10 protein-coding genes and 1 tRNA gene are annotated in these 11,995 nt (G+C 54.8%); 9 read left to right on the forward strand and 2 right to left on the reverse strand.

Annotation, left to right across the window (positions count from 1 at the left end):
- Positions 1-6: 6 nt before the first annotated feature.
- Positions 7-1,074 carry a LacI family DNA-binding transcriptional regulator gene (locus tag ASE36_RS03370; RefSeq protein WP_062275574.1) on the reverse strand — a complete coding sequence of 356 codons (1,068 nt, stop codon included), beginning with the start codon at positions 1,072-1,074 and terminating at the stop codon, positions 7-9.
- Positions 1,075-1,406: 332 nt separating this feature from the next.
- Positions 1,407-1,483 (reverse strand) — tRNA-Pro (locus ASE36_RS03375).
- Between the two features lie 415 nt (positions 1,484-1,898).
- Between ASE36_RS03375 and ASE36_RS03380 the strand changes: the two genes are divergently transcribed.
- From ASE36_RS03380 to ASE36_RS03415, 9 genes are all read left to right on the forward strand, one after another.
- Positions 1,899-2,315 (forward strand): hypothetical protein, encoded by a 417-nt coding sequence (locus ASE36_RS03380; protein WP_062275579.1) that lies wholly within the window; start codon positions 1,899-1,901, stop codon positions 2,313-2,315.
- A gap of 422 nt (positions 2,316-2,737) precedes the next feature.
- A complete protein-coding gene (locus ASE36_RS03385) occupies positions 2,738-3,016 on the forward strand; it encodes a hypothetical protein (RefSeq protein ID WP_156378553.1) in 279 nt (92 codons plus the stop codon).
- A gap of 209 nt (positions 3,017-3,225) precedes the next feature.
- On the forward strand, positions 3,226-3,378 hold the full coding sequence (locus ASE36_RS23250; RefSeq protein ID WP_338012407.1) for a DUF6538 domain-containing protein: 153 nt from the start codon (positions 3,226-3,228) through the stop codon (positions 3,376-3,378).
- Positions 3,333-3,608 (forward strand): DUF6538 domain-containing protein, encoded by a 276-nt coding sequence (locus tag ASE36_RS23000; RefSeq protein ID WP_244474649.1) that lies wholly within the window; start codon positions 3,333-3,335, stop codon positions 3,606-3,608. The genes ASE36_RS23250 and ASE36_RS23000 overlap by 46 nt, the downstream gene beginning before the upstream one ends.
- Positions 3,605-5,038, forward strand: coding sequence for a site-specific integrase (locus ASE36_RS03390; protein WP_244474650.1), 1,434 nt, complete (start codon positions 3,605-3,607; stop codon positions 5,036-5,038). Before ASE36_RS23000 ends, ASE36_RS03390 begins: the two co-directional genes overlap by 4 nt.
- 752 nt (positions 5,039-5,790) lie before the next feature.
- Complete coding sequence (locus ASE36_RS03400) at positions 5,791-6,630, forward strand: ABC transporter permease (RefSeq protein WP_062275584.1); 840 nt, start codon at positions 5,791-5,793, stop codon at positions 6,628-6,630.
- 1 nt (position 6,631) lies between these two features.
- Entirely contained in the window at positions 6,632-7,930 is a 1,299-nt protein-coding gene (locus ASE36_RS03405; protein WP_062275586.1) for an ABC transporter ATP-binding protein, read from the forward strand.
- Entirely contained in the window at positions 7,893-9,113 is a 1,221-nt protein-coding gene (locus ASE36_RS03410) for an FkbM family methyltransferase (protein ID WP_062275588.1), read from the forward strand. The genes ASE36_RS03405 and ASE36_RS03410 overlap by 38 nt, the downstream gene beginning before the upstream one ends.
- Positions 9,097-11,907 (forward strand): glycosyltransferase family 4 protein, encoded by a 2,811-nt coding sequence (locus tag ASE36_RS03415; protein WP_062611245.1) that lies wholly within the window; start codon positions 9,097-9,099, stop codon positions 11,905-11,907. Before ASE36_RS03410 ends, ASE36_RS03415 begins: the two co-directional genes overlap by 17 nt.
- The last annotated feature ends 88 nt before the right edge of the window (positions 11,908-11,995 follow it).

Here is an 11,995-nt window from a genome sequence, read left to right on the forward strand (position 1 = left end):
ACCGCTTTATGCCGGTGCGCCTGACGGCTGCTGTGCCGCGATACGCGCCGTCGACTGGCGCGGAATGAGCTGAAAGCCGAGATCGACCAGGGTGGGCGGCTGCCGCCCACCGCCGGTCGCCCGAATGAGCATGTCGGCGGCACGGTAGCCGATCTCGTAGCGCGGCAGCCTGACCGAGGTGAGCGAGGGATAGGCGACGCCGGCATAATCGAAGTCATTGAAGCCGCAGATGCCGAAGTCCTGCGGGATGCGAAGCCCCTTGCGCTGGCATTCGAACAGCGCTCCGAGCGCCAGATCGTCACTATGGCAGAAGGCGGCATCGGCATCCGGGCAGGCACTCAGCAGGCGTTCGAGCAGATGGGCGCCGAGCCCAACGCTGGTATAGCTGTCGATGGAGAGGACAAGGGCCTGATCGAAGAGGCCTTCTGCCTCCATCACAGCCTTATAGCCCTCCAGACGGCGCAGCGACCGGCTGTCCCAACCGCCACCGAGAAGGCCGATGCGCCGATAGCCTTCGTTGATCAGATGCCGGGTCGCCGCTTCCGCCGCCATGCGGTGATCAATACCGACGGCCATTTCGGCCGGCGTACGGCTGACATCCATGATTTCGACCACCGGACAGGGCGCGCGCTTCAAGAGATCGTCGAGGGCGGGATCATGATGGCGCCCGACATAGATGATGCCGGCCGGATTTTGCGAGAAGAAGAAGCGCAGCTTGCGGGCGTCGTCCTCGCCGTCATTGCCGGGATTGGCATACTGGATGCGCAGGTCGGTTGCGCGCACCCTGTCTTCGATGCCGCGCATGACGGCGATGAAGGCGTAGCTTGTGAGGCCGGGGGTCAACACGCCGATCAGGCCGCTGTCCTTGCTGGCGAGCGCCCGGGCAGCCATATCGGGCACATAGCCCATCTGTTCGACGACCCTGAGGATCGTCTCACGCAAAGCCGGAGAGACCTTTTCAGGATCCCGCAAGGCGCGCGACACAGTAATGGCGCTGACGCCGGCGGCCAGGGCCACATCTGACAGGGTGACTTTTTCCTGGCGGTGACGCCGCCTTTTGGTGCTTGGAATCATGCGTGCCACTTTAGCAAAATCTTCAACCAATGGTAGTTAAAGGAGCAGATGCGTCAACACCGAACATGTCAATTGCACCAATAAAGCTTATTCTTAAATAAACAGCAGTGCAATGTGTTGCGGCAAAAGCGCCGAGGGATCGCAGAAGGCTCTTTGTTGTTCTATACAACTATGAGTGGGATCTACGACTTGGCGTTCTGCGGCGAGCGGATCCCTTTGCCGTCGCGAAAGTCTGTAGCCGGGGTTGCAGTCTGGCACCGACTTTACCCAACCGTATCGCCCTTATCGCACAGCCACAACGAAAAAACCCCGCCGAAGCGGGGTTTTCAAGCTGGTCGGAGTGGAGTGATTCGAACACTCGACCCCCACGTCCCGAACGTGGTGCGCTACCAGACTGCGCTACACTCCGTGACCAGCGGCGCCTCTATAGACCAGCGATTTTACGAGTACAAGCGGGGACGTGACAAAATCGCGACGGAAAGGCGAATTTTTTCTGCCGCTTGAGGAAAGCCTCTGTTTTCCAAGCGTTTGCCGGGTCAGCCTATGGCAGTTCCCCCTGAGACCCGAGCCTTCAAACAGGCGTCGCGTCACATGACCAGGCGCTCGCTTCTCCACAGGCAACGCCTCAAGGATCCCCTGGCGGAACATTTGACGGGGCCTGTCGTTGCGCAGACGCATCAGGCAGAAATTTTGCGGTGTGTGACCATCGCGAACAATTTCCCCTGACGGCTTTTGCCGATAAGGCAGGTGGGGAACGCGCGACCGGCAGCGCACCACAAAGTGTAGCCGGAATATGCTTATTCATGGTGCAAGGGGCAGTAGAGATGATATTCCGCAACATGGTGACGGCAGGCCTTGTGGCTGCCTTCGGACTGGCAGCCGCAGGCTGCACGACGACAGGGGTGGCGAAGAACCTGGTCGAAGCGCGCTGGAACGGCCAGCAGGCCGGCGCCTTCTTCGCCCGGTTCGGACCGCCTGTGTCCGACGCGGCAGCCGGCAATTCGACGCTCTATACCTGGCGCGGCGGCAACAGGACCCGCGTGATCCCGGCGACATACGAAGATCTCGGCGGCGGCAAAAAGGGCAAGTTGCTCACCCCGGCGCGCACCCAGTATCTGCGCTGCGAAGTCCAGCTGACGGTGTCGTCCGACTATGTCATCCGCAGCATCCGCACCGTGGTCGACCGCCCCGGCGTCGATGGCGGCTCCAGCTACTGCGCCGAATTCCTCGCCTCGGAATAAACTCGTCAATCATCAGAGTGACAAAGCCTCCGGTCCATCTGGGCCGGAGGCTTTTTGTTGGCACGAATACAGGCATTGCTGAGGAAGGAAGGGGCCGGCTGCATGCCGGCGACAACCGGTCGGGCTCGCAACGGGAGGACGCCGTGGATGACGCCCTCCCCCGATACGCGAGACTGAAACCGATGCGCTTCTCGACGCTATACCCTGATGGAAGCGTTATGGTTATAGCGATATCAAGGTTAACAACTTCCCTACGCCGGCCGGATTTTGTGGTTAATTTTCCGTGACTTGTGATGGAACATGGATACTGGAGAAAGGAGCGCGGTATCTGGTTCAAGCGCGGATGTACGCCTATCCGAACGCCTGGAAATGCGGGAAAAACTGCGGACATATCCGAATTCCCGCTTGACGATGTTCTTGATATGTTCACATCATCTCACATGACCCAGGCCCTCGACACTCTTGGAAAAGCGCTCCGCCACAACATGCTGGTGGTGGCTACCTGTCGCGACTGCGAGCGCCAAGCCCGCTTCCTCGCCCGCGACCTCGCCACCTTTTATGGCCATGGCCGCGACCCTTTTTCGCTGAAATTTCGCTGCACCGAATGCAACAAGCACAATTGCAAGATCACGCTGATGGACAATCCCTACGACCGCACGCCCGAGACGATTGTGTGGCGGCCGGTGAAGGTGAAGCTGTAGGGCATGTGGGCGACTGAGGGAGGCGTTGCGAGATGAAGGGCGGCTGCGACAGAAGGCTGCTTTGGAAAAATGGAACCGGCTGGGGCGCCAGGAACATAATCCAACTTCATCCACAGCCTTGAATTGCCTCAACATATTGCCATTAAATAGCTTTCCGGTCTAGAGGTGTTCCGGTTTACTGTTCCGGCAAGCTGTTCCGGGAGCTCCTGATGACACGACGATCCAACCTCATTCGACGCGAAGGTGGGACCTACTATGCGCGGATCTACGTGCCTGCTGATCTTGAAGAGCACTTCCCCAGCGAGGACAAAAAAAGGTGTCCCTCCGCACGAAGGACGAAGCCGTCGCAAAGCGCCGGCTGAACTCCGAGCTTGGCAAATGGGATGCGCTATTTGACGAGCTCCGCTCGAGGAGAGAGGTCAGCCTAAACGACAAAGCGGTCGCCGTGTGGGAGCACTACGAGGCGACGCTTCAAAATTACGAGGAAAAGCAGCGGGCTATGCCGACGCCAGAGCAGATCGATGGGGGCTGCAGCAGTTGCATCGCCGAATGGAAATGGGAGAAATCACATCCGACGATTTCGCTGGCATGATCAATGCATACACGGACTACTACCTTATGGTGCAGCCCCGATCCGACGACGCAAATTTGCGCACAAGACGTTTGAACTTTCTGAAGAGAGCGCTGAGTTCCGGCGACGTCAAACCAGCTGCTGCGGCAGCGACAGATTCCTCATCCCGTCATCGGATAATTTTGGACGAGCATTCTGCTGAATACCGGGAGTTATGTAGCTTGCTCATTCGGGCAGAGATAGAAGCTCTACAGCGCACGACCGAGCGCGACAACTGTGACTTTACAGGCGTGCCCAAGGATCCCATTGTGAAGCCCGCTAAGGCGACTGTGCGGGAGGTTGCAGCTCCTGGCGAGGGCATCATGGAGCTATTTGAAGTTTACGCCAAGGAGAACCCCAGGAACATCACTGTCGACACGATCAACCAAGCCCGACGCGATATCGGCATATTTGTCCAGCATGTCGGCGCGACCTACCCTGCGACCAAGATTGACAAGAAAGCCGTACGCGAGTGGAAGGCGCTGTTGATGCTCTATCCGGTGAAGGCGACCGAGACGAAGGCATTCGCTGGCATGAAAATCGCCCAGATCGTCGAGCACAAAAAAACCGTGGGAAAGCCTTTGCTCACCCCTCGCACTGTCAACCGCTACCTGTCGAGCCTCGGCGCCTTCTGTAGCTGGTTGGTGGCACACGGCTACATCGACAGCAATCCGACAGACGGGATGTCGCTCGCCAAGGACAAAAGAAAGAAGGTCTTCCCGTTCACGGTCGAGCAGATGAACGTGCTCTTCAAATCGCCGCTCTTTACTGGCTGCAAGAGCGATGAAGCGTCTCGCTTCTGGAACAAGCCAGGCACCGTGCTTATCCGCGATCACCGCTACTGGGTGCCTCTGATCATGCTCTATTCCGGCGCGCGCCCTGCAGAGATTGCCCAGCTCGCAGTGAAGGACATTCGTCTGGATCAGGAAACCTGGATCATGGACATTACGGAGACGTCAGATGAAGGCGAAGAAGATCTCAAGAGCCTCAAGACACTCGGGTCGCGCCGCGTCGTGCCGATCCATCCAGAATTAGTGCGGCTAGGCTTTCTGGACTACCTGAACGAGGCAAAGAAGGCTGGACACAGCCGCGTGTTTCCATTCGCCACGCGCAATGCACGCGGACAGATGATCGCCGACTTCAGCCGGGAGTTTGGTCGCTATCTTACCAAGATTGGATTGAAGAAAGGCCGCGGCATTTCTCTCTATTCTTTCCGCCACGGCGCCGTTGATGCTCTCAGGCGAGCTGGCTATCTCGATGACGAGTTCAACTTCATTTTTGGCCATGGCAATGGCAATCTCGTCACGCGCGGGTATGGGGTACTAGTTCAAAGCGTGTTGGCACAGCGTGTGGAGCTGTTGAACGCGATTGCATATCCGGGATTGGAGTTGGGGCATCTAATTGTCAGGTGATGGGCAGGCGGCGGAGGCCCCATGAAACTCGTGCGAGCCTCAACGCTAACTGGGCCACCGATCATCAGATCCGACGGCACATGTTTTTGTTCAGCGAAGATTTTCAGGGCATGGCGACCGGCACCCCAATGACCGCAAGCGAAAGCAGTCACTACTGATATTTGTCGCGGGAGATGAACCTCCAGGATGGCTACCGTTAAGAGTGTGCCGGTGGCTCGGGGTCTCGTTAAGTTGGATGCCCATGCAGCCATGATACGGTGCTCTTATATCTAAAAATCGGCTTGCGGATGATTGAAGGGCAGCGGCCAAATTCGGCTATGGCGAGAGCCTGCGATGACAAGATGGCCGACCGCGAACATCAGCCAGTCGTCCTCTCCGAGTTATTCCACGGCATCAACTCTTCGGTCTGGTTCTATCTATGTAGTTTTGACGATGTCATGCAAGTGAGCAAGCGGGTAGGCGGCATTGAGTTTACACGTTTCGATTAGTGAGGCGCTGTGACCTGAGACCCGGCTTCCGGCCTTGAATTACACCTAAGTTGGGGGCATCTGCGCGTGACGTATTGAACCGGCTCGTTGAGCAGTTAGTCTGGGGGATGGGGGATGTGCCCGTAACATTTCCGCCATTGCGCACAAGTGCTGGTTTATCTATCAAGCACTCAACTCAAAGTTCGCCACTCAAATATACGTCTTTGCCATCACGAAGGCGTCGCCTGGGATCACGGATACCGCTCTAAAGAAAGGAGATCCGTAATGAAAACGGTGAGCTTCCATGCCAAGAATAATGCCGACAAGGGCTTTGTAGATATTGTTCGGGCTATGCTCAGATCCGCGTTCACCAGCGTTTACGCAGGACGCAGCCTCTGTTTTAAGCAAATCTCTGCCGAGCGGACCAAATCAACTCTGGCACCGATTTGGGACCTTGCGGAGCCGCTGCTGGTCGGCTTAACATTTGTCATGCTGTATCGCACCAAAACGCTACAGCAACCTGAGCTTGCCGTTCCGTTTGCGCTTTTTGTCATCAGCGGCATCATGGCCTGGCAATCTCTTGTTGATGCCATCACCATACCGATGAAAGTTATCATCTCTTCCCGTGAGCTTTTACTCAACACTCAAGTCCCACCTGAAGCGCTGATGTGGAGCTGCCTGATCAGGGCGCTATACAACCTCTTTTTCAAACTGCTGATCGTCTGGGGTTTTGCAATCAGCTATGGCCACTTCAACCTGATCGGGTTCTGTCTGTCAGCCGTCTATCTGACCGCGGCAGTCTTCCTCACAGCGTCAATTGGCTTTCTCCTTTCACCATTCAACGCCATAGCCGAGGACACGCTACGTGTCGTCAATCTCATTCTCCGGCCGATGATGTTCATCAGCGGGGTCGTATTTCCGGTCACTACTATCGGCACCCTTGAAACAATTAACAGCTACAACTTCCTTTTCATACTGATTGAGAACTTCCGCAGCCTGCTCTTTCTCAATTTTTTTGCCGATGCATTTCGCATCACCATCGTCACAATAGGGCTCATCACGCTCTTTGCCGTCGGATGGTATGTATTTCACACCTCCATGCGCCACGTTTCTGAGAAGGTGTAAAATGAAACCGGTCCTGACGGTCGATCAGTTGTTCAAGAAATACTCGAAACGCCAGACAGAACACAAGGGTGACTCCTTTAAAGATCTGATCCGCGAAATATTTTTGCTACCCGAGCGTTCAACAGAAAACGCGCTGCGAACGGATGAGTTTTGGGCCGTTTCTGACGTCTCCTTCACACTTAATCCGGGAGACGCACTGGCTCTGATCGGCAGGAACGGCAGCGGCAAGTCTACGCTGCTCAAGATGCTCAATGGCGTCATCAGACCTGACGGCGGAAAAGTGCTTGTTGAAGGGAAAATGCAGGCATTGATCAACCTTGGCGCCGGCTTTGAACGTCGCCTAAGCGGGCGGGAAAATGTCTTTCACGCAGCCGCACTAATGGGCCTGTCTCGCAAAGAGACCGTTGAAATCCTCCCCGAGATCCTGGCTTTCGCAGATATTGGCGACTTCATCGATAGCCCAGTGTTCACCTACAGTTCTGGCATGTATGCTCGACTGGGGTTTGCTGTTGCCACCCATCTGCGCCCGGACATCATTCTCATAGACGAGATCCTCGCTGTTGGGGACAATGCCTTTAAAAACAAATGCTTCGCTAAGATGCACGAATTGAAGAACCGTGGCGTAACAATGGTGCTGGTCTCGCACAGCCATGCAGCAATCTCGCAATTCTGCAACAAGGCGCTCTGGCTACACCGAGGAAAGGTAAAGGGGTTCGGGGACTGCGCGCCTATCCTTAAAGACTACCTTAACTTTCTTGAAGAGGAACCGGATGCCGGCTCCGGCGACAAAAAGCCCAAAAATCAGAAAAAATTAGAAACGAACACACTATACGGCGCCATCCATGATGAACTTGAATTCATTGACGACTTACAGTTTCGCATCCTGCAAGACGGAGAAGAAAAAAGTGTGGTCAATGTCAACACGGCAATTACGTTCGAGTACAGATTTGCGCTAAAGGCGACAACTACGAACCTGAACATTTCAGTTAATATATATCGCGAAGACGGCTTGCTGATAACGACGTTAACGACACTAAATCAACAAATGACAGGAAAGCACCATCCAGGGGTCATTGCTCATAAAATCGCCATTGATGACCTAAACATAAACCCGGGAAAATATGTGATCGTCATATCAATCCACGAAGGGCACAGCTATCTCTTCCGAAACATTGTAGGCCGATTCAAAACCATCAATGGCGAGACCTTAACCTGGGGGCTTGTCAACTTCAGCCACACATACAGCGACAGTGAGAACGCGAATGACAACCGAAACTCCGCGAGAACGAGGTCATTCTGAGGGCGTCGCGCCAGAGGCCACGGGAAACACCGCTGCGCAGCCAAAGTGGGACGAGGGGCAGCTGAAACTCCTTTTAAGGGCGCTGTCTTCGGATTCGGCGTCGACAAAGGAACTAAATGGCCAGCACACAAACCTGCTGAAGGCGATCTTCAATACGGACGCCGCCAAAACAGCGCTCTTGGCCGACAACGCACTCTTGGTGGACCTGGCAAAGCGCAATAGCCAGTTGCTGCTGGAGCGAATTCTCCAGGCAAACCTGCCGGACACCACCAGGATAAACCAGCTTTCCACGCGGCTTTCCAAGCTTGGCTCATTCTTTTCACAGTTAAAGTCAGCATCGCAATTCCTGACTTATCCGGACGAGGCTGAAGACAAGATCAAGACAGCAGCGTTCAAGTTGCTGCACGGCAGTGACGACATCATGAACCTGTTTCGTACGATCTTCGAAGTCGATGGCACCGTCAACCTCACCGGTCACACGCTCAAGATCCTTGATTGGCGAGGCTTCTGGATCGCGTTCAATGAGATATTCTGTTCAGAAGACTATTATTTTAGCACCGACGAGAACGAACCACTGATTATCGATGGCGGCGCTAACATCGGCCTTGCAACATATTACTTCAAATGGCTATGTCCCAATGCACGCATTCTCAGCTTCGAGCCGAGCGAGCAGATACAGGCGATCCTGCAACACAATATTGCACAGCTCTCCCCCCATCAAATAAGCGTGTTGGGATATGCCCTATCGAACGAAGAGGGTGTGCTAAACTTTTCTACACCTAGAAGTGATTCTCTTGCTGGCTCTCTATTCGGCGAGAGGCTGTCTGCCGACAGCACCGTCGAACAGGTTCAGGCGAGAAGGCTCCGCGATTGGCTCGAACAAGAACGTAGCATTCAGTTTATAAAACTAGACATCGAAGGCGCGGAACTAGATGTATTGAAAGACATTGAAGATCATCTTCACAAAGTTGAGAACATGTTCGTTGAGTACCACGGTAGCGCGTACGGACCGCAGCACGATCTTGTCGACATACTTGGCTTACTAAGCAGAAATCATTTTCGATTTCACATAACAAAATCCATGGGAACAGAAAAGTACACAGGCCAACGGCCGCTGACGCATCTAAGTGGTCGCTTCTCGCAGACCATATATGCAAAGAAGATTCATGAATTCAAAGCTTAAGACTCCTTCGCTCGCAATTTTCGTGACCAACCCCTCTGGAATGTATTCCGGCGGGCGTTACCACGCCTTGATGTTGGCAGAAGCAGCTGCGGCGATGGGCTGGCAAACGTATTACGTCACCAACTTGTTGCCGATATTCTGGAGCGACTTTATCAATTTTCCGCATCATGCAAGTATACAAGTTGTCGAGCTCGACAAGGCCGATACGCACCTACCGACGGACTTGGATTTTGTTATAATTGCCCCAGGTTCGCGCATATCGGAGTTTTATGAGAACACACTCGAAACGGCCGTCAAGCGTAAATCCCATATCGCGCTGCTCAATTTTGAATCAGAGAACTGGTTCAATCAGTACGCTCCAGTAAAGCGCTCTTCGGACGCATGGGCGCATTGGCGTCGGGTCGCGGCCGCGAGCTCGGTCGTCCTTTCCATAGCTTCCGAAGGAAGCAAGTATGCCGAAGAATATTATAAAGATGTTAGTCCGTCGTGCCGCTTCAGCTTTGCCTATCCGCCCATCAATCAGTACGAAGCAGATCGCGTAGCGGAGCAAAGCGCCCGCTTCCGCATCTTGTTGCTGGCGCGCTTTGAGGGTGGCGAACACAAAGGCAGCCATGCTGTTACGGAATTGATCACCGAACAAATGCTGGGGAGTACCCTGACCATCCTGGTCGGCACCAGCCAGGTCCCGGCGGATATGCACGCCGAAATCACCGAAAAATGCGGAGCCTTGGGCATTCCGCTCGAGTGGAAGTACAAGGTGAGCGATTACGAGAAATTCGAGCTGTATAAGCAGTCGAAGCTTCTTCTTTTCCCATCACTTTTCGAAGGTTACGGCTACCCTCCGATTGAGGCTCGATACTGCGGCTGCCCGGTGGTCGTTTTTGACCTTCCCGTTCTGCGGGAGACCTGTGGAAACGACGTCGCCTACGCAGTTCACGGTGACTGGACTGATTTCAACCGCCTTGTAGCAGAACAGCTCCGAAACCCGAGACCGGTGACGGGTGAGAACCTTACGGAAGTAGCTCTGCTCTCCGTGACATCAAAACAGCTTTCCGAGGCGTTCATGCCCCTGCAGGGGCAAAAGCCCGATTATTCAGTTTACAAGAGGATCTATGGCCGGCCGAAGCGCGTGCGGTGTTCTATGCCCAAGCTTGACATTCTCATTGGGAGGGTCGCGCGCAAATTGCGCAAAGTGATGAGGGCAAGAACTGGAAGGGCTGGGAAAGTTACCTATTTCCCGCGATTTAGGACGCCTGAGCAGCTGGCGAACCACTACTATCGCGCCGCATGGTACCTCCCTTACAAAAAAGAGGTGATCGATCAGGTGAACCTTTTCCGAAGCGGCGGTTTTAAACCGGCCCCGCCCGCGGACCACATGCATGCCGCTGCAGACGAAAAGACCCGCCACTTACGTCTCAAGACCTCGCAATGGCGCTTTCTGTGGGACCTGTTTTCTAGCGACGTAATCTTGGTCTGGGATGGGTCGATATCGTCCCGCTGGCTCGACTTCTTCCGCCATCTGGGCGTCGTCATCGAGAACGTGAACACGAACGATCTGGCGTCCAAGGAATATGGCATCTATCCGGGTATCGCCTGGAGGCACATGCTATCTGAGCCGCAAAAGAAGGCGATCATTGAAGACAGCTACAGGCGATTTAGCCAACTCATCAGCGAGGCGAGTGAACGAGGCGTCAACACTGCCGCTGTCTTTGGCACCGGCCCATCGATCGACGCTACCTATGACTTTGATTTCACTGACGCGTTCACGATCATCTGCAATTCTACTGTGCAAGATGATCGACTAATGGATCACATCAAGCCACGACTTATCACGGCGGGCGATGCCGTGAGCCATTTTGGCGTATCCACCTATGCAGCCAAATTCCGCAGTGATCTGCGTCGCGCCCTCAGTCAGCGTGATCTGCATTACTTCGGAACAGCGACTTTTGGCTATATCCTTGCGCTCCACTATCCGGAAATGGCGGAAAAATTCATCTTCATCGAACAGAGGAACAAGGGGCCGAATTTCGACCTGTTGAAATCCTTCAGTGCTCCGATGCTGGACAGTACCATGAACATCCACATGCTGCCCGTGGCAGCGACGGTGGCGGATGACATCTACATTCTCGGCTGCGACGGCAGGAAACCCGAAGCAGACAACGAAGACTTCTGGGCGCATTCCAAGACCGTTCAGTACCACGATCTGGTCGAGACGGGCCATCTTTGTCATCCGACCTTCGACACCCACCGAAAACAGGGCGCCTATGGTCGGCATGAGGATTCCGTTCGTTCTACTCTGGAGGAGGGTGAACGCCTGCATGGCAAGCGCTACACCTCTTTGAAAACCTCCTACATTCCGGCATTCTCCGAGAGAGAGCTGGATCCGGACTGGTACGAACGCAAGGGATTGTCGCCTCGCAACGGCCGGATTTCCCTCACGCAAATTTCGGAAAACCATGACAGGCCAATTCCGGAAAAGCCTGAGAGCAGTTGCTCGTCGGATTTGGAAACGCTGCTGAAGGTGAGCGGAAAGCGGCTGGATGCCAAGGTTGTACATGTCCGCGGCTGGGTTCTGTCGCCGTACACCGCGGCTAAGCTTTGCATCCACTATGGTAATCAGCAGGAAACCATCATGCGGCGGTTGAAGCGTCCAGACGTGGCCAAGGCGCATCCCATCTATGAGCAGGATGAAGCCGGCTTCGAGACGACACTGTCAGTGAACGAGGGCACTCCGATTCGTGTCACCCTTGAGCACCAGGGCCAGACCTTGGCACTTAAGGTCCTGAGTGTCTAAGTCGACAGCGCCGGCCTCTCATCCTGCGTCTCAAATACGCCCGTCCATCGGCCCAGGCAGTACTGCAACCTCGATTTGCACTGAAAAA

The organism is Rhizobium sp. Root274 (assembly GCF_001429245.1).
Lineage (GTDB): Bacteria > Pseudomonadota > Alphaproteobacteria > Rhizobiales > Rhizobiaceae > Allorhizobium.